Annotated in this window: 18 protein-coding genes; 2 read left to right on the top strand and 16 right to left on the bottom strand. The window is 44.6% G+C overall.

What is annotated here, in order from left to right:
- The first annotated feature begins 94 nt into the window (after positions 1 to 94).
- Complete coding sequence (citH, locus tag RUW00_RS09175) at positions 95 to 1,375, top strand: citrate transporter CitH (RefSeq protein ID WP_014419246.1); 1,281 nt, start codon at positions 95 to 97, stop codon at positions 1,373 to 1,375.
- Between the two features lie 41 nt (positions 1,376 to 1,416).
- Here the strand turns inward: citH and bglS are convergent, their stop codons facing one another.
- Positions 1,417 to 2,148, bottom strand: coding sequence for a beta-glucanase (bglS, locus tag RUW00_RS09170; protein WP_315956593.1), 732 nt, complete (start codon positions 2,146 to 2,148; stop codon positions 1,417 to 1,419).
- 233 nt (positions 2,149 to 2,381) lie between these two features.
- Positions 2,382 to 3,209: a BglG family transcription antiterminator LicT gene (gene licT, locus RUW00_RS09165; protein ID WP_280144742.1), complete on the bottom strand. Its 828-nt coding sequence runs from the start codon at positions 3,207 to 3,209 to the stop codon at positions 2,382 to 2,384.
- 171 nt (positions 3,210 to 3,380) lie between these two features.
- Here licT and RUW00_RS09160 point away from each other — a divergent pair, with 171 nt between their 5' ends.
- A complete protein-coding gene (locus RUW00_RS09160) occupies positions 3,381 to 4,631 on the top strand; it encodes an MFS transporter (RefSeq protein WP_280145419.1) in 1,251 nt (416 codons plus the stop codon).
- A 29-nt stretch (positions 4,632 to 4,660) separates the two neighbouring features.
- On the opposite strand, the gene RUW00_RS09155 is transcribed toward RUW00_RS09160, so the two are convergent.
- The 14 genes from RUW00_RS09155 to RUW00_RS09090 form a co-directional block, all read right to left on the bottom strand.
- A complete protein-coding gene (locus RUW00_RS09155) occupies positions 4,661 to 6,100 on the bottom strand; it encodes a DEAD/DEAH box helicase (RefSeq protein ID WP_007407785.1) in 1,440 nt (479 codons plus the stop codon).
- Between the two features lie 54 nt (positions 6,101 to 6,154).
- The gene (locus RUW00_RS09150; protein ID WP_280144743.1) at positions 6,155 to 6,379 is read right to left on the bottom strand and encodes a hypothetical protein; all 225 of its coding nucleotides are present in this window, start codon (positions 6,377 to 6,379) and stop codon (positions 6,155 to 6,157) included.
- Positions 6,380 to 6,479: 100 nt separating this feature from the next.
- Positions 6,480 to 6,695, bottom strand: a complete 216-nt coding sequence (locus RUW00_RS09145) for a DNA-binding protein (RefSeq protein WP_280144744.1) — start codon at positions 6,693 to 6,695, stop codon at positions 6,480 to 6,482.
- Positions 6,692 to 7,075 carry a YxiJ family protein gene (locus RUW00_RS09140; protein WP_315956591.1) on the bottom strand — a complete coding sequence of 128 codons (384 nt, stop codon included), beginning with the start codon at positions 7,073 to 7,075 and terminating at the stop codon, positions 6,692 to 6,694. The genes RUW00_RS09145 and RUW00_RS09140 overlap by 4 nt, the downstream gene beginning before the upstream one ends.
- A 1-nt stretch (position 7,076) precedes the next feature.
- Entirely contained in the window at positions 7,077 to 7,922 is an 846-nt protein-coding gene (locus tag RUW00_RS09135; RefSeq protein ID WP_280144746.1) for a DNA-binding protein, read from the bottom strand.
- A 1-nt stretch (position 7,923) separates the two neighbouring features.
- Positions 7,924 to 8,529, bottom strand: coding sequence for a hypothetical protein (locus RUW00_RS09130; protein ID WP_280144747.1), 606 nt, complete (start codon positions 8,527 to 8,529; stop codon positions 7,924 to 7,926).
- 158 nt (positions 8,530 to 8,687) lie between these two features.
- Entirely contained in the window at positions 8,688 to 9,095 is a 408-nt protein-coding gene (locus RUW00_RS09125; protein ID WP_015387499.1) for a YxiG family protein, read from the bottom strand.
- A gap of 3 nt (positions 9,096 to 9,098) precedes the next feature.
- A complete protein-coding gene (locus RUW00_RS09120; protein ID WP_280144748.1) occupies positions 9,099 to 9,509 on the bottom strand; it encodes a WapI family immunity protein in 411 nt (136 codons plus the stop codon).
- Positions 9,510 to 9,567: 58 nt separating this feature from the next.
- Positions 9,568 to 10,017, bottom strand: coding sequence for a hypothetical protein (locus RUW00_RS09115; RefSeq protein ID WP_095271171.1), 450 nt, complete (start codon positions 10,015 to 10,017; stop codon positions 9,568 to 9,570).
- A 98-nt stretch (positions 10,018 to 10,115) separates the two neighbouring features.
- A complete protein-coding gene (locus RUW00_RS09110; RefSeq protein WP_228092438.1) occupies positions 10,116 to 10,382 on the bottom strand; it encodes a hypothetical protein in 267 nt (88 codons plus the stop codon).
- Entirely contained in the window at positions 10,322 to 10,873 is a 552-nt protein-coding gene (locus RUW00_RS09105; RefSeq protein ID WP_228092439.1) for an Imm26 family immunity protein, read from the bottom strand. The genes RUW00_RS09110 and RUW00_RS09105 overlap by 61 nt, the downstream gene beginning before the upstream one ends.
- Positions 10,874 to 10,973: 100 nt before the next feature.
- Positions 10,974 to 11,189 carry a hypothetical protein gene (locus tag RUW00_RS09100; protein ID WP_048367823.1) on the bottom strand — a complete coding sequence of 72 codons (216 nt, stop codon included), beginning with the start codon at positions 11,187 to 11,189 and terminating at the stop codon, positions 10,974 to 10,976.
- Between the two features lie 452 nt (positions 11,190 to 11,641).
- Positions 11,642 to 12,019, bottom strand: coding sequence for a DUF2750 domain-containing protein (locus tag RUW00_RS09095; RefSeq protein WP_043867560.1), 378 nt, complete (start codon positions 12,017 to 12,019; stop codon positions 11,642 to 11,644).
- Positions 12,020 to 12,035: 16 nt separating this feature from the next.
- Entirely contained in the window at positions 12,036 to 19,067 is a 7,032-nt protein-coding gene (locus RUW00_RS09090; RefSeq protein WP_280144749.1) for a DNRLRE domain-containing protein, read from the bottom strand.
- Between the last annotated feature and the right edge of the window lie 140 nt (positions 19,068 to 19,207).

The following is a 19,207-nucleotide window of genomic DNA, read 5'->3' as shown; positions in this document are numbered from 1 at the left end:
ATGCGGTCATACACATTTTGAAATAAGCCATTTTCACAGAAATAAATCGTGAAAGCGCTTACTAATACAGCTGTTGAACAGGGGAGGTCATATCGTGCTTGCCATACTCGGTTTTGTGATGATGATTGTCTTTATGTACCTTATTATGTCTAACCGGCTTTCCGCTCTTATTGCTTTGATTGTCGTTCCTGTTGTGTTTGCCCTGATCAGCGGATTTGGCAAAGATCTCGGCGAGATGATGATTCAAGGCGTTACAGACCTCGCTCCTACCGGGATCATGCTGTTATTCGCCATCCTGTATTTCGGCATTATGATTGACTCAGGTTTGTTTGATCCCCTCATTGCCAAAATCCTATCGCTTGTCAAAGGGGACCCGTTAAAAATCGCCATCGGCACAGCGGTTCTGACGATGACCATTTCGCTGGACGGAGATGGGACAACAACGTATATGATTACGATTGCGGCAATGCTGCCCCTTTACAAACGGCTCGGCATGAACCGTTTGGTGCTGGCGGGGATTGCGATGCTCGGTTCAGGAGTCATGAATATTATTCCGTGGGGCGGGCCGACGGCGAGGGTTTTAGCTTCCTTGAAATTGGACACGTCGGAAGTCTTTACGCCGCTGATTCCCGCTATGATCGCCGGCGTTCTCTGGGTGATCGCCGTTGCTTATCTCCTCGGAAAAAAAGAACGGAAGCGGCTCGGCATCATTTCGATTGAACATGCGCCGTCTTCTGATCCGGAGGCAGCGCCGCTCAAGCGTCCGGCTCTCCAATGGTTCAACCTGCTGCTGACTGTCGCCCTGATGGCCGCGCTGATCACCAGCCTGCTGCCAATCCCTGTTCTTTTTATGATCGCGTTCGCCATCGCCTTGATGGTCAACTATCCAAATGTCAAAGAGCAGCAGAAACGGATCTCAGCGCATGCGGGTAATGCGTTAAACGTTGTCTCAATGGTGTTTGCGGCAGGCATATTCACAGGCATTCTCTCCGGCACAAAAATGGTCGATGCGATGGCGCATTCTCTCGTATCCCTCATCCCTGATGCCATGGGCCCGCATCTGCCGTTGATCACTGCGATTGCCAGCATGCCTTTCACCTTTTTCATGTCGAATGACGCCTTTTACTTCGGTGTCCTTCCCATCATCGCCGAAGCCGCTTCCGCTTACGGAATAGACGCCGCTGAAATCGGAAGAGCCTCCTTGCTGGGCCAGCCGGTGCATCTGCTCAGCCCGCTTGTGCCATCCACCTATCTATTGGTCGGAATGGCGGGCGTCAGCTTTGGCGACCATCAAAAATTCACTATTAAATGGGCCGTGGGAACAACGATTGTGATGACGATTGCGGCGCTTTTGATTGGGATTATTTCGTTTTAATTAAAAAAGGATTTCCGTTTGCGGAAATCCTTTTCTGTACATTATTTTTTTGTATAGCGCACCCAGTCATAATGAGCGTATAGCGGATTTACACCATTGTAGGAACCGAGCCAGTCATCGACACCTATCCCATTCCACAAGTTCATCATGATCTTTCCCGGTGTTGTCGGAATTTGGTTTGTTGCAGTATGTTTTAATTGCCCGTCGACATACCATTTAATAGAGTTTGCCTGCCAATCGAATGCATACGTATGATAGGCATTGGCTGCATCAAACCCGAGATCAACAATCTTCTCATGGTTTCCTGCACCATTTGTATAATAGTTAAATTGAACCTTCGTTGTGTCTTTTCCTAAAAATTCGATATCAATCTCATCCCAAGGAGTTCCATCTGTTGGACCTGTGTAAGTGAAGAACGATGAAACGATCCCTGTGTTTTTAGCTGGTTTCATTCTGACTTCATAAAGTCCATAGCCATATGTTTGAACAGAACGGTTTTCCCCGCAGTCAAACTTGTTATAAGCTGGGCTTGTTAGCGCTAAACGCATTTCACCCAATGACGTCATTGATACGTTATTAGCCCGCCACGTGCAGTTGAACATATTTCCATTCGAATAACCATCTGCTTTTTGCCAAAAACCGGAGTTATAGCCGTTAAAAGGGTCAAAAAACGATCCACCTGTTTGAGCCGAGGCAGTAGAAGTGACTGCAAACAAACTCATAAACAATCCAGTGACAAGAAGCAGCAACACTCGTTTCATACGATAAAACATGTCGGCATTCTCCTTTCTTTGAAAGCGGTTTCTTTATCGATCATACATGATTCTGTTAAAAGGGGACATCGGTCAGAATAATGATAATAATGAATCTTAAAAAACCTAAATTACCATCAGCACAAACAGAAATGATCAGCGCTCATTGTAATTTAGGTTTTGCCTGCTTATCAGTAACAATCCTAACAAGATCATATGTGAATGAAGAAAAAATGCCAACGCTTTCATTATGCTTATTTGACTACCCTTTCTATGTGAATCGTTAAATACAGCAGCTCGTCACTGGTGAGCTTGTGTTCATACGCCCGCTCAATGCATGTTTGGATTTTCTTCGTGCATTCATACGCCCGATGGTACTTTTCTTTCACTGTCTTCAGCAAAAAATCGTCCTGGCTTTCCATATGTGTGCCGTTAAAAAGACGCTGCGCGAAAAACTTTAAGTGGGTGACAAATCGATAATAGTGAAGTGATTCCTCGTTGAAGTCAATCTTAAAATGGTATTTTACGATACTCAAAATCTCTTGCATGACTTTTGTAATGTTGATGATATTGGGCATCTCTTCATTCAGCTCGGCATTGACAATATGCAGCGCAATAAAGCCTGCTTCATCCTCCGGCAGAGACACGCCAGTCTTGTTTTTTACCATGGCCAACGCTTGTTTGCCGATTGCAAATTCGTCTTTGTACAGCCGTTTTGTTTCCCACAGTAAGGCGTTTTTGATATCAAGCCCTTTTCGGTTGCGCCGGATGGCAAAGTTAATATGGTCGGTCAGCGACACATAGATGCTGTCATTGAGCTTTTTTCCGAGCTGTAATTTCGCATAGCTGATAATCTCTTCGGATACTTCCATACATTCGATCGGGATATCATACAAAAGGGTTTTGAACTTTTCGGATACATCTTTGTTATCGAGCGTAAACACTTTCTCAATGCGGGCTTCATCTACCGGGTCTCCCGTTTTCTTTTGAAAAGCAATGCCCCGGCCCATGATGACCAATTCCTGATTGCCTTCTTTGAGCACACTGACGACATTATTATTAATGACTTTCGCAATCTTCAATTCTGTCTCCCTCCCGCCTGACCATTTACCTGCTACACCTTGATTGTACATTCTTTTTGAACTAGGTCAATATCTCCATGTCAATCAGAAAACGCCGTTCAGAAATCTTTGTCCAACGATGCGGATGAGGCGCATATAATGCAGAGAACCGGTTTTTGGGAAGGAGCGTGTGTGATGAAACGGTTTTCGAAAGAAGAAAGCAGCTGGATGCTGTATGATTGGGCCAATTCAGCTTATTCGGTCATTATTATGACGGCGGTGTTCCCCTTGTTTTTTAAAGCCGCGGCAGCGGAAAACGGTGTCAGCGCGGCTGATTCTACCGCTTATTTGGGCTATACGATTGCCGCCGCGACTTTTATTTTGGCGATGCTCGGCCCCGTCTTAGGAACGATTGCCGACTACAAAGGATGCAAGAAACGGTTTTTTGCCTTCTTTCTTCTGATCGGTGTGGCGGGCACAGCCGCGCTGGCTTTGATTCCCGGCGAATCTTGGATGCTGTTATTAATTTGTTATACGATTTCCACGATCGGCTTTGCCGGGTCTAATGTGTTTTATGATGCGTTTCTCGTTGATGTGGCCGCAAAGGAGCGGATGAATATGGTGTCCTCCAGGGGATTTGGGCTGGGCTATATCGGCAGCACGATCCCTTTTCTCCTCAGCATTGCCGTCATTCTTTCAGCACAAGCGGAGGTGATTCCGCTGTCCGCCCAGACTGCCGGGCGCATTGCCTTTTTGATTACGGCGGCATGGTGGGGGCTGTTTTCGATCCCGCTCCTTCTCCGCGTCCGCCAGCGCTATTATATCGAGAGGGAGCCGCGGCTTGTACTCAGCAGTTTTATACGGCTGGCCGGAACGCTGAAGCAGATTAGGAAGCACCGGGCGCTGTTTTTGTTTCTGCTCGCCTATTTCTTCTACATCGACGGGGTCGGCACCATCATTACAATGTCCACGTCATACGGGGCTGACCTCGGCATCAGCGCGGCAAATCTGCTGATTGTTTTATTTGTCACACAGGTCGTCGCCGCGCCTTTTTCGATTTTGTACGGACGGCTGGCCGAACGGTTTAAAGGAAAAACGATGCTTTATGCCGGAATCGGCGTGTATATGATTGTCTGCACGTATGCTTATTTTATGGATTCCGCTTTTGATTTCTGGGTTTTGGCTATGCTTGTCGCCACTTCCCAAGGAGGTATTCAGGCGCTGAGCCGCTCTTACTTTGCCAAGCTTGTCCCCAAACAGAACGCCAATGAGTTTTTCGGCTTTTATAATATCTTCGGCAAGTTCGCTTCGATTATCGGCCCGCTTTTGATTGCCGTGACCGCCCAGCTGACCGGAAATTCGTCAGCCGCCGTGTTCAGCCTGATTTTATTATTTGTGATCGGCATTGCCATCCTTGCGTTCGTCCCCGAGGAGACGGCGTAAAAAAAGCCTGCGCGCGGCAGGCTTTTTTTTTATTTCTTGGCTTTATGGACTTTCAGTTTTTTGCCTTTGACCGTCGTATTTTTCATGATGTCAAGAACGTGCGGGCCTTTGCCGTTCAGAATTTCGACGTACGATGCGTTGTCCAGAATCGTGATAATCCCGATATCATCGGCTGAAACGCCGTCGATTTTCGCAATCGTTCCGACAAAATCGACCGCTCTGAGTTTTTTCTTTTTCCCGCCGTTAAAGTACAGCTTCATGATGTCTTTGTTTAACTGTTCGCTTTTGTCTGTTTTGACATCGGGGCGGGCGTTCAGTTTTTCCGCAAAAGCCGCTTTCCGTTCCGCTGTTTCTTTCTCAGACGGCGCCTCCCGCTTCTGGATGCGGAAACCGATATATGTCTCAATGTCATTCAGAAACCGCGATTCAGACGGTGTCACAAACGTGACGGCCCGTCCGCGGTGTCCGGCGCGGCCCGTTCTGCCGGTGCGGTGCACATAGCTTTCTTTTTCAAGCGGAATATCATAATTGATGACGAGGCTGATGTTTTCAATATCAATTCCTCTGGCGGCAACGTCGGTCGCAATGAGATAGCGGAACTCGCCGCGCTTGAATTCATTCATGACGTCAAAGCGGTCTTCCTGCACCATGCCGCCGTGAATTTTATCGCAAGGGTAGCCCAGCCTGTCCAGCTCATCGGTTAACTGGATGACTCTTTCTTTTGTCCGGCAGAATATGATGCAGCTGTCCGGGTTTTCGGTGATCAGGACATCACGCAGCAAAGATGTTTTGTCCTCTTCTTCTGTTCTGGTGACAAAATGCTCAATGTCTTTTGTCGTCAGGCCTTCCGCTTTTACTTCAATCAATTCAGGGTCTTTCATATATGTGCGGCTCAGCTTCTCGACGTCATCCGGCAGCGTCGCTGAAAACAGCATGGTGACTCTGTTTTTCGGCAGATGCTGAATGATGGCTTCCACCTGTTCAATAAATCCCATATTCAGCATTTCATCCGCTTCGTCAATCACCACATACGCCAGCCGTTCAAGCGGCAGCGTCCCTTTTTCTATATGATCAAGCACACGCCCCGGCGTTCCGGCAACAACATGGCTTTTTTGCTTCAGTTCGGTTTTCTGTTTGTCAAAAGAAGCTTTTCCGAAAACCGCCGTGGCTTTTATCCGTTTGAAACGGCCGATATTCGTGATATCTTCTTTAATCTGCGCCGCAAGCTCGCGGGTCGGCGTTAAAATCAGCGCCTGCGGTTTGTTTTCCTCCCATTCCGCAAGCTCACAGATCGGAATGCCGAAGGCCGCGGTTTTGCCGCTGCCCGTCTGCGATTTGACGACGAGGTCTTTTTTTTGCAGCGCGGCGGGGATGACGCGCCGCTGCACTTCAGTCGGCTCGGTGTATTGCAAGCCATTCAGCGCCCGTCGGATCTCGGGGCTGATCGCATATTCATTAAACTCATTCATGACTAAACTCCTTCTCTGTCCGGCTCCCCTCATTATACGCGAAATGCCGCCGCTTTACCCTGACGTTTTGCCGGGCCATTCGGGGGACTGCTTTTTCTTCATGTCAAGCACGACCCATTTGGCGCAATAAAAGCTCATGCTTCCTTCCCCGCCATCGACATAGTAGCGGATCGATTCCCAGCCGCCGTCGATCGGGCTGATATCCAGATGGATGTCGGTGATGCTTTCAAGATCATCCAGCCTCAGTAGAACTGCTTTCTCATGTTTGTGCCACTCCATTTTGCGCCTCCTTTTTTTCACCTGAATTGACATGTCTGACTCAAATGAATTTTTCTTACAAAGCCCCATGAACTTCTTTATATTCCTGCACCCAATCTCTTCATTCTTCTAACGTATGCAGATACGCATCAGGCGAATCTTTCAGATCAAACCCGCTCAAATATACGAGCATCTCCCAAACGGTTTCGTCCTCAACCGCCGGATCATCTGCAGCCACGTACTCGCACGCCCAATCCGACACTTCTTCCCTCGCCGCTTGACCGTTCAGGATCAGACCAGCCTTCTTCAGACATTCTGCTATTGTTGGTTCTTTCACGTCAGAAGCCTGCCTTTCTTGTTTAAAATGCTGACCAACAGCCCTCTCACCCGTTCATGCCGCCCGATTTCCCGGCTGAGCTCCGGATAATCCATTAAAGCGTTTTTCAGCTGCGCATATTGCGGATACAGCTCAAAAAAGGATTTATATAAGGCTTTACGCTGCTGCCGTGCAGGCATTTGTTTATTCGCCAAAACAAAATCTAAGCTGCCGCAGATAAGCGCAAAATACTCATAAAAATCCCCAGCGCAGGCGGCACCCTCAAAGTCTTCTTCAAATCTTCCTGCATCTGAAGGCAGCGGACCCTCTAATTCTTTTTTGTGTAATTTCAAGCTTCTGATGACGTCATTATTTAAAGAATATCTGTTGGATCTTAACATCTCATTTAGCCGCTTTCCCATTACTGATATCCCGCTTATAAATCCCTGAATTCGAGACCGCGTAAATGGCATTGCTAGTCAGCTTCAGCTGATGCCCGGAAAGCTCATCGCCATCCGCATCACAGCACGTTATCTCTTGCATCGGCAGACTGACATCAGCCGGAATGAGAGACAGTGAATGATCATCTTTGCATATCCAAAACCCGTCATCTGAAATCGCTAGCTGGTCGTAAACCCCGGAATATGTTTTATCAGAAATAATCCAAACTCGTTTCACGTCGGTTTCATCAAACGCAGCAATGACTGTATAAGCGTAATACAGCATGTAGATCAGTCCGTCTTTTTCTGCAAGTGCATAGCAGTCATCTGCCGCGGGTGCATATATTTCTGAAAGCTGCTGATCAATGTGAATTTTCTTTAGCTGCCCGTCTAAAGTGAAGCACAGCACACTGTGCCCTTCATGATTTTCATCACTATAAATACCTTCATCACTTAAACCGATCCACAGGTTTTGTTTTTCGTCCAAAAGACTGCATGAAACCCCTGAAGGCAGAGAAAATGCACTTTGTTCTGTTCCTTCTGCTGAAAATACTTTCACTTTATACTCATGCGATTCAAAGAAAATCAACACATACCTGGCAGCCGAACTCTGTTGAAACAGCATAATATCCTCACACGGAATTTGTTCATCGATATGAACCTCTCGGGTATCGCCGGATTCCTCCGTGATCGTAAACGAAAGACTGCCATTCTGATGCTGACCAAGATACTGACGTCCGCAGTTGTCAAAGTGACAAAAACATCCTTTTACTGATTCATCGTGTATCTTGTTCATTTTTATTTTCATGTCATTGCCCCTTGTATTTATAATGCGCGGCGAGCTTTTTTTGAAATTCATCCGGAACGATCTGATCCGTGAATACAACTGATATCCAGTCTAAAACATGATCCTCTAAGGGCCTCCATGATTCTAACGTTTTTCCCGCAACCTCCTGATCAATACCTAGAATACAGATTTCAAAATCTCTCTCTCCGTAAATCGCCCACTTTAAAGACGGTGAAGCCCATACGACGCGGGATGCAATTTCCATGATACAGTTGTCTTCACTGTATTTTGGATAATCCGTTAAAATGGATAGATATTCATCTTTGGTTATATTCAAGGGGATTTTTAACCAGTTAAAATATCCGAATTCCCCGTAAAACCGATTTATATCATCCGGGTGTTCCAGAACAGCCATTAAGATAAAATCATCGTGATGATGATGCGCCAAACTTTTGAGCATCTCCCAGCCTTCTTCAGACAAGACCCAGTGGAATTCCTCGAATAGATAATAATGTTTTTGTTGTTTAAATACTTGTTCGGGCAACGTTTTGTCTTCATGAAATAAGGAATATATCTGAGATTGAAAGACTGCCGATTCCTTTGTGTTCTTTATAAAAAAGGGATGCATCTTGTACCTCTTATTTTCGGCGGTTTATACGCAAGCTCACAGCCATATTCTGTGTGGAATAAACGGTTTCCAACGTATAAATGTATTTGCTGCAGATCCACGGTTTGGTTTCTGTCCTTTAAGAAAAGAGAGGCTGGGAACCTCTCTTATTTGTTTATTTATGATTTTGAATGATACGCATAAAATGATTGGTCGTCAAAGCGAACTGTTTCAGCTTCTATAGCAATCAGCATTCTGTTCATGTCAATGAGAAAATTAGCATTTGATTGATACTCCGGAATTACAGCATTTGATAGATTTCCGATTCCTTCCGGGTGGTAACTCATCTCAAATACTTGCCAATTGTATTCTTCAGGATCTATTTTTTCTAATCTCATATCACCAATATCTGCACTAAAATAAACAGATGCTACATTTTGAAAAAGAATGTTATGCGTATATTCGGCTTTATTTTCAACGACCTGAATCTTAAGTGAAAGTTCTTTTTTAAACACTTGAAAATCAAAATGAAGGACAGCGCACCCCCCATCTATGTAATCTACCCATTCATTAATTGTTTTGTACATCGTTTATCTCCCCAATGACGTTTTGGAGTCTTTGAGATCTGATTTTAAAGTCTTCACGAAAAGTTCTAGCTTCTCTTCATTACAGTTCACTTTATAGAAAGTCGTATTTAAGTGATTTTCCACAAATCTAATGATAAATCTGTAATATTCGTTTTCTTTATCAATACTCAAAATAAAAAATGGTTCAATTGTTTCTAAACGTATCCTATCTTGATTCCCTGCTAATAATGCTTCAATCCCTGATATCAGCATTTTATATTCACTTTCTAATAAAGCGGCGGAGTAATCGCGGGCGATTACTTTATTATGTTCTAACAGTTCAAACATTGTTGAGATAAAAGGATCATCCTCCGCCTCTTGATACCTTCTCGGTGTTATGTCAAGTTCCAGACAATCATCTCTAATTTTAGCCATGCTGCCTCCTCGTTTTGGGTGAAAAGAGAGGCCGGGAACCTCTCTTCACATTAATAGACTAGGATTCATTTAACATTTCAATCATTTCTGCCGCTTCTAAGTACAATTCATCTATCCTGTTTTGAATTTCTTTTGCGATTTCTTCATCACTTTCTAGATCTGATAAATATCCCACTTTCCCCGAAAACAACCTTCTTTCACAAATCCATATATCTAGGTGGTCTACACAATAGCCGACTTCATTATCGTGAAAGCCTGCGCCATCCACATAAGCTGCAGAAAAAAACACCAATGAATTATAGGTATTCTCAAAACAATCTGAGGGCTGTACTTCGTTTCCTATTACTTTTTCGTCTCCGACTCTTCCAAAAGCAGCTTCAATTTCCAATCCCATTTTTCTAAACTTTTCTTGATTGTTTCTTATTTTGTTTAATGCGATTCGTTCAAATTGTTTTTCTATTTGTAGTATCTCTTTCTGTGTAATAGAATTCAGGTTGATTTTTTTCATGTTATGCCTCGTTCAGCACTCAAAACACTTACTACTGTCAGTTTCTGTACAGTAAGTATCCTCTAACATTAATTTCAAGAATGTAAGGAATCAGTCTTTTACAATTCATTCTTTATGATTTCTTCCATTGACATTCCTTCAAAATATTTATAGAGAATAGATTCTACAGCCGAATGTCCAAATATACCTAATGGGTTAGGGATGTCCTTGCCCGTTTTCTCATCTGCCTCTGCTAATTCATCTTCTGATGCAAATGAATCGCCTTCACTTATGAGATATTTACCTTCTTCATATAAAACAAATTTTATTGAGAATGACTGTTTTTCTCTATTATCTCTTGAGGCATCTTGGATATTACTTTCCAATCTCCTTGCAGAAAACCTGTGTGCCCAGTATTAGCCGCAAATATTTTCTTATTTTCTTCTTTCATTAGACGAATGATTTCTTCTCTGCTAAGTGTATTTTCAGTGAAAATATTATAATACTGAATAAGAATGTCATCGTCTTTATTTTTTGATAGATCACCTTCAATGACCCAAGCATAAGTATACTTCCCTATCTTATCCAAAGGTATTTGAATAACAGCTCCCGGTATTACTTTAGCTATTGGTTTCACTTTCCTGGTCGTTGGCTTTATTTCTACTATTCGCTTATCAACTAACTCTGTGAACGAAGAATCTCCATTTGTATTCATTACTGTAACTAAAGTTGCTAAGAATTCTTCTAATATCGGTTCTCTATCCAGCTCTCTCTTATATAATTCACAAAATTTTTCTACAGCATCAAAACATATATCTAAGCCTTCATCACTAAGTAAAACTTTCTTGTTTTTATATTCTTCTTCCCAATATCCCAATAGAACGGCCTTCTTTCTTTTCTATTTCATACCGCTCATATCCTGAAATGTCGTGTTTAAATTCTGTACGCGCAGAGGTTAAAAAGGTTGCCTTCATCAACTACTCAATATCGTAATCCTCCCACTCCCTCCAGTTATTATCACCTAAATCAACTGAACCTGCGCCTTTTTCAAGATATTGCGCAAATGATTGAAAAGAAATTAGTTGACTTGGATCTGTCAGATAATCGGGATATTCCCAATCCTCTGTCTCGAATACTTCATCTGCTTCGCTTTTTAGATCCAGTATATTTAATGGTTTTTTGGTTTTATCCAAAGCGCCTCTCTAAAAGAAGCATCCTCAAACAAATTCCTGAAATAAGTTTTCCAAGCCCTCTCTTCGTATGATTTTGGAATTCATTTCGTTGCTGAACCTTCACAAAATAACGAGTCTCTTCAAATTCAATTTCCACTGCATTTCCTAATTGTTGAAAATCGCTTTCACCATATGTTACTTTCTCACCTGCTTCAGTCTTCAGGGCGAAGTCATCAATTATTATCGATTTGTATTTATCTGTTAAACAGTTACTGTAGAGATGAAGATCTAGAAAAGGTCCTTTAGCATCTATTTGAAAGCATTGAATAGCCAGTAACCAATATTCTTTACATTAGATTCAGCTATTCAAAAACAATCAAAATTTCTTTTTTTGTTGTCAAAAGAAAAACTCTTTCACAGGAATTTAAATTAAGAGAGACAGAAAATTGTCTCTCTTAAAAAGTTTTTAGTTATTAATAGTTTTCTAATTCATCCTCGATATCAGAAAAAACCTGAGGAATCGGTATTGAAATTGAATCAGTATTATTATAAAAAATGGATATACCGACATTATCCTCAAGCATACCAGGAAGCCAATTCTCTACAAAATCCTCTAAACTAATTGATTCCGGATTTGTATCCTTCCACTTCTCAATTGCACAATACTTTGCATGCTCTTTTGTTGGCCAAAAATGAAGTTGTATTTTCCCATTGTCGTCTTCAGATGTAACCCACCCTCTATCATTACTCAATGACCAGACTTCTTCATAGTCAGCAACTTTCTTAATAAAATAACGATACCTTTTATTGGGATCCAACTTTAATGTCATTTCAAGTTCTTTTTCGTTCATTTTTTTATTCTCCTTATTATCCTCTATATTTCCATCGGGTATTTTTATTTTTTCTTCCTTTACCATAACCATCATGAAAATGCTGTAACCTATGATTTCTTATTACTTGTAAATCAGAATGCTTGTAGCTCGCACCTTTTCTTGCCTCGTAACCACGTTTGTGAGCTAGTTCATACCCTTTTGGAACACGTATCGATTTTCTGTTTTTGTATTTCTTATGTCTAATTTCATTTTTTATCCACCCTCTAACATGCCTAGGCTGTTTATGATCCTTTAATAAAGATTTTAACTTAGCTTGTTTTCCTTGTCTGCCTGCTGTTTTTGCAAACCTATAAACCCTTTTAGCACCCTTAAATAACTTCCCAGGACCAAAGTTCGAAGCCGCTGCCCAGGCTGCACCTCTCCATCCTTTACCTGATTTATATGCCTTATATCCATCATAGGCTGCAAATCCGGCATTTACCACAAGCCACACCCAATGCCCGTCCGGATCGACATTCATGACCGGGTTGTTGTTTCCGTATGCATATCCATTCTGATCCAGTGAATCGCCGTCGCTGCCCGGGTCTGGGTCTAGTGATAAGAATACACCGTTTCTTGGTTCGTAGTAGCGGGCCATGAGATAGTACAGGCCGGTTTCTTCGTCGTATTGGTAGCCTGCGTAGCGGTAGCGGTTGTCTTTTACTTCGTCGCTTGCTTCGGTTTTTGTCGGATTTCCCCATGCATCGTACTGATATTTGGCAACGGTTTTTCCGGTGCTGTCTGAGATGGCGATGACGTCGCCGTGTGCGTTGTAGTGATAGAAATATTTCTTGCCGTTCTCTGTATAGGATAACAGCTGGCCGCTGTCACCGTACGTGTATGATTTTGTGACGTTGTTGTCGGCGTCTGTTTCATACAGGACGTTCAGGCTGTCTCCGTCGTAGAAGTAGTTCGTAACTTTTCCGTTGACGGTTTTTTGGATTCTGTTTCCTTTTTCATCGTATTTGTATGTTGCGAACGGCTTGTCTTCGCCTTTTTTCGTGACGGCGGTCAGGTTGTCTTCCGCGTCCCACGTATATGTGTATTTGCCGTCCGATGTGCGGTTGCCGTTTTTATCATAGGACAGGTCTTCGTCATTCACCTTCGTCAGCTGGTTCATGATGTTGAAGGATGCGTTGACTGATTTGCTTGCGCCGTCCTTTGTGGTGGTGACGTTTGTCCGGTTGCCGAAGCCGTCGTACGTATATTGAATGACGGTGCCGTCTTCATGAGTTTCTTTGACGAGCTGGTTGAGCTTGCCGTATTCGTACTGCACCTTTCCGCCCGCTGAGCTGTCGATGACCGTGCGGTTGCCGTTGGCGTCATATTCATAGCTTTCCCGGAAGATGCTGCCGCCGTTTTTCGTTCCGATATGAAGAGAGCTGACGAGATTCCGCTCATCATATGAAAAACTCGTGCCGACTTCATTGCCGCTGATGAATGTCTGGACATTGCCGTTTTCATCATAATCAAATGTATAGGCTGAAGTGCCGTCTTTCATTTCAATCATTTGATCAAGTTTGTTGTACGTAAAGCTGTTTGTTCCTTTTTGGCCGCCGTGGCTCCATGAGAAAGTTTTCAGCTTATCCGAATCAGCCGGATACGTCCAGCTTTGGCTGCCGCCGCGGTCGGTTAATTCGGTCAGGCGGTTTTTGTTGTCAAAGGTGCGTTTTTTCGTTGTATTTTGTTCTTTGTTTGTGACAGACGTTTCATTGCCGTTTTTGTCATAGGTAAAGTTATATTTTTCAGTGCCGTTATACGCTTTTGACTTAACCCGATCGGTGCCGTCATAGGTCAGCGACACTTCATTGCCGTTGGCGGAAACGGTTTTCGTCAAGTTACTGTTGGCGTCATATTCACTCTTCAGTACATTGCCGAGCGGGTCGGTTGTTTTGACGAGCTTGCCCATGACGTCATATTCATATTGATAGGTCTGGTCCGTGCCGGCCCGAATCGTTTTTGTCAGCTCATTTCCTTCCTTGTCATAGCTGTGAAGGATGGATGTGCCGTTTGACAGGGTCAGCTTTGTCAGCTGGTCGGCCTGATCGTATTCGTAGGCGGTTGTTTCGCCTTTCGCGTCGGTTTCAGATGTTTTCTTGCCAGTCTCGTCATATGAAGCAGTGCTTGCATAACCTAGTTCGTCTTCTTCTTTTGTGACGTAGTTTCCTTTTTCGTCATAGGTGTTTTTCGTCAGGATGCTTCCTTCGATTAAACGGATATCATCAAACCACGCCGTTCCTGTGGCGCTTTTTTGGAACAGAATGCTGATTTCGATTTTATTGATCGGCTTTGTTTTCGGAATGACTGCCGCTGCCCGGTTCCATTCTTGGGTCCCCTGCGGGAATTTGGCGGTGTAGACGCCCGTCGTTCCGTCCGCATAAGTGACGCCGGCCTGAAGAGCGTAATCATTGTCGTTCGTTAATTTTACACCGTCAGCCTTGGACATTCCTGTCAGCGTGATATATACCGGCTTATCGTCCGCGCTTTGGCCTAATGTAACGGTTTGTTTTGCGGCCGCATTGGCTTGTGATGCATTTGTGCGGGACGCTTTTAATGAGCTGTCATCATCGAAGCCTTCATCAAGGTCAGCGGCGGCTCCGCTTGTGCTCCAGCCGTCTGCTTTAGCCGTGAAACTGCTGTTTTGCACCGGGTTATAGCTTGAAGAGACTTCGCCTTTTTCCAGCTGAACCTGATCAAACCACGCTTTTCCTTTGCCGTCCTTGTCGTTATGGTCCACTTCCATATAGACGATGGCTTTTCCTGCATTGGCCGGTGTTGTAAAGGTGATCTGCCGTTTCGTCCAGTCATTCTTTCCGGCTAATGCGCCTGATTCATTGTGAATCCATTGAATGCGTTTTTGGTCTTTGTCACGCAGATCAATGTTGAAATACGCTCTTGCCTTTGTCAGATCCGTTTTGATCTGGCCGCTGAGTGTATACGTCGTATTCGGCTCAAGCTGCACTTCCTGCGTTGCGGACGCATGGCCGTGCTCTGTTCCGGCTGAAGCGGATTGTGAGGAGATCTCCAGTGCTTTTTGTCCGGACAGCGCGCCGCTTCTTGCTTTTACAGATGCAATACTTCCGCTGTCTCTCGTAGCGGTGAGATTCCAGCCCAGCTTTGTTCCTTCAAAGCTGCCGTCTTTCAGCAGGCTTGCCGAAGCTGCCAGCTCTTTGCTTGATTGAATGAGATTTCCATACTTGTCATACACGGCGGCGGATGAGGATTTTCCGCTTTGATCCGTCTCAGAAACGGCATCAAGTCCGTCGTACGCAATATCAGTGACGTTCCCCTCGGTGTCCTTCATTTTCGTTACGTCATTGTTTTTGTTGTACTGATACGTTTCGGTGCCGTAGTTGTCTTTTACGGCTGTGACGTTGCCGTCTTTATCATATTGATAGCTTTCTGTCGCTTTGCCCGTATCCGCGTCGTTCGGATCGGTGTCCTGAATGACGTTGTTGCCTTCGTATACGGTGTTGGTCGTGATTTTCAGCCCTTCGGCATCATCGATCATTTGAATCGGGTTGCCCGCCTCATTATAGCCGTACTGCACTTTGCGGCCGTTCGGCTGCGTCATGAGCAGCGTTTTTTTGTCCGCGTCATAGCTGTAGTCGTACGTTTCTTTTTTCGCATTGACGGCTTTGGCCAGGCGGTGGCCGCTATATTGGTATTCAGTGAACAGCGGTTTGTCATCCGTGCTGTTTGCGGAATACTGCTTGACGAGGCGCCCTTCGGCATCATAGTCATAGCTTGTGACGCTGCCGTCAGTATCCGTCACCTTTTTGAGAAGGTCTTTGTCATATGAATACGAAATCTTTTTGTTTTTCGGCCCTGTAAGAGATGTGACATGGCCGTTTTCATCATAGGTAAATGTCAGCTTGCGCCCTGATGCGTCTGTTATGGCGGTCAGCTGATTGCTGTCGTTATACTCGTATACGGTTGTGTTGTTGTGTCCGTCAACGATTTTTTGGAGCTTTCCGCCTTTTTTGCTGAAATAAGCGTTCGTCTGATCTTTTGTTTTTAATACAAATTGATCGCTTGTTTCCGTCAGTTCGAGATAAACGCCTGTCGGCGGCTGATACGTGCCGTCAGATTTTTTCGTGAAGACATGTGTTGTCGCGTCCTCATCAATATAAACGGCTCTGCCGTCTTCAGAAAGAATCGACGTTTCCGCATCGGCATACCAGCCTTGGCCGAACATATGGTCAGAGCTGTCAAGGCTGTTGAAGGTCCGGGAGAGTCCGAGCCCCGGCCCGCGTCCGTCGATTGACATATCTTCCTCATTGACGATGACATTTCCCGTCGCGCCGTTCAGCTGTCCGTCCGGAATGTCAATAATGGACCAGAATTCTTCCGTTCCGAGGAATTCCGCCCCTTCATGGAAAACAGGGTTAAAAGGTGCCGTCGGTATGCTGTCACCGTTTGCGTCATAGGCGGTCAGCGTAAAGGAATAGTTCTTCTTCCCTTTGTAATTGCCGTTTGCGTTTTCGTAAACAGGTGAAGGGTCAAGCGCCAGTTCGCCGCCCTTTCCGTCCGTGTGAAGCTGGAATCTTCCCGCTTTCACTTCATCGGCTGACGGCCAGATGTGTTTGTTTTGGGTCGTCCAATGATCAGTATCACCGATATCGAATGATTGATAGTCTTTTCCGTTGTAGATGTTGATTTTGTAGCCTTTCGCGTTTTTGACCTTATCCCATATGAGATTGACATAACCCGTTTGGCTCGATTTCGTGTTCGTATAGACATAGCCTGTCAGGTTTTTCGGCTTTGCGATATCAGGCAGCGCCGGACTCACTTCCGGTGAGGCGATCGCTTCTCCGTCTTTGTTATAGGCAATGACTTTAAATCCGTAGGTTTTCCGGTTCGCATCTCCGCCGGCGTTTTTATAAACAGAGCCCGGGTTGATCGGCAATTCCGCGCCTTTTTTGTCTTTCAGGTGAAGCGCATATTTTCCGGCGCTGATTTCCGCCTTTGTCGGCCAGATGTTTTGATTTTTTGTGGACCAGGATGTTTTATTTCCGAGGTCAAGCGTTTCAAAGCTTTTGCCGTTATAAACTTGCATTTTATACCCGGCAGCGCCTGATACGGCTTTCCAGGAAAGATCAAACCAGCCTGTTGCGTTGTTGTTATTAAAGCCTTTCGTGCTTGGTTTCTGAACTCTTCCAATATTCGGAATGACGGGCTTGGCGGCCGCAGACATGGCGCCTTCTCCTTGGTCAAACACCGCGCTGACCGCGACCCAGTAATTTTTACTTGCCGGATAGCTGCCGCCGGAGTTTTTATAGACCGGCGAAGGATTAAGCGCTAATTCACTTCCGCCTTTTCCGTCTGTATGCAGCTTATATTTGCCGGAGTCGATTTCCGCTTTTGTCGGCCAAATCTTTTTCCCTCTTGTGCTCCAAGAGGTTGCATTGCCGACCGGAATGGCTTGATATTCTTTCCCGTTATAAAGCCACACTTTATAGCTTTTGGCGCCTTCAGCTTTTTTCCAGCTGATATTGAAAAATCCTGTCGAATCTCCGTTATGATACGCTTTGACAGACGGCGTGTCCGCCTTCGGAATCGTGTATGTCACTTCAATGTATGGTTTTTTAGCAGAGTTTGCTGATGACATCAGCTTCTTCCAATATTCTTTTCCGTTGCCGTTTGCGTGAAGCTTAAAGCCGTAATTGGCGCCGCCGCTATTCCACGACTTGACTGCGGAGGTGACATCGAAGCTTGCCCATTGGCCTTTATAGACCTCGGCTTTGCCGATGTTTTTGGAGCCCGGCTTGTTCTTCCACGTAATCTTGGCATTGTCGTAATTGCTGTTAACGGTGTCGAGCCAAAGCCCCGTCGCCTTTGATCCGTAATAGGAGTGGGCTGTGTATGCTTTGAGCGTCGCTTTCGTCACCGTCATGTTTTTGATCGGCTTTAGATTATCAAACTTCATAAAAGCGTAGTTCGTTCCGGTTGTGCCGTCATAATATCCAGTTTTCAGCACGTACGCTTTCAATCCGGCATCCCATTTCTGCGATGCGGCAGAGTAGTTTGTCGTCGGGTACGCGCTCATGACAAAGGTATCGGATGACACAGATACTGATGTTGAAGGGTCAATAGATACCGGATAAACCCGCTTGGGATCTTTCAGCCATTTTTCATCGGCCGTTACATGGAGCAAGTAGCCTTCGCTGTTTTTTTCAAGTTTGAAGCTGACATCTTCTGACCTGTTGACTTCACCTGACTTTTCGTTGAGATCTGAGTCGGTCATAAAGGGCTTCGGCACGGTGTAGACGACATTGTCTTTATCATCAGAAAACGCGATCGAGCCGTCTTCCTGTTCTTTAGCCTGCAGGTCGGTTTTGATTTGAAAGGTGAAGGAATTGTAGCCTTCATATTTGTGAAGCACAAGGTCTTCTTTTATGTTTTCGTTAAATGTGTAGGTTTGTAAATCAATTGCAGGAAACACTTGCTGATACGTAAGCTCGTTGCTGTCTTCCCTTACTTTTGCTGAGGCATCTGTCGGAGTAATTGCAGCCTGATCGGGGCCTTTTGCGCCGGTTAATGAGTATGTGAGCTTATGATCATCGTGTTCAAATGTAGCGTATAATCCGTTTTTCATTTGCTTCAGAAAATCGGAGTTCAGCACTGTATTTTCCGTTCCGACTTCCTTTGAGCCGGTTTTCAATTCAGGAGAAATGTCTTCCCAGTCCGCATTGGCGGTTTCTTTCGTATGAATGGGGTCTGTGTAGATTTCCTGTTTGTACACACCCTCGCCTTCATAGTAAAGCTTTGAATTCTCAGTTCTTTCAGACGTGATCTCACCGTCTTGATTGATATCTTTTTGATCAAAAGGCATCTGCTCAGATGCTTTTTCTGCCGGAAGATCTTTTTCCGGGTCTGCGGCCGGAATGGCGGCGGTTTTCGCTTGAACTTGTTTATCACGCGTTTCTGCCGCAAACACATCGGCAGGCGCAATGGAAATCATCAGCGTGGCCGCAAGAGTGCCGGCCAGCCATTTTTTCCACTTGTTCTTTTTTCCTATTTTCATAGGTTCTCCTCCTTCTTTTGTAATATAGGCTTAACAATAGTAATATTATTGAAATTGTTTATCAATATTTTCCTAGGTATTTAAGGTTATTTTAAGGATTATAGGGATTTTGAACCTTTTATTCATATAAAAAAACCGCC

The organism is Bacillus sp. IS1 (genome assembly GCF_032461585.1).
GTDB classification, from domain to species: domain Bacteria; phylum Bacillota; class Bacilli; order Bacillales; family Bacillaceae; genus Bacillus; species Bacillus velezensis.
Note: the sequence above shows the minus strand (reverse complement) of the source record. Positions and strands in the feature narration are given on the sequence as shown.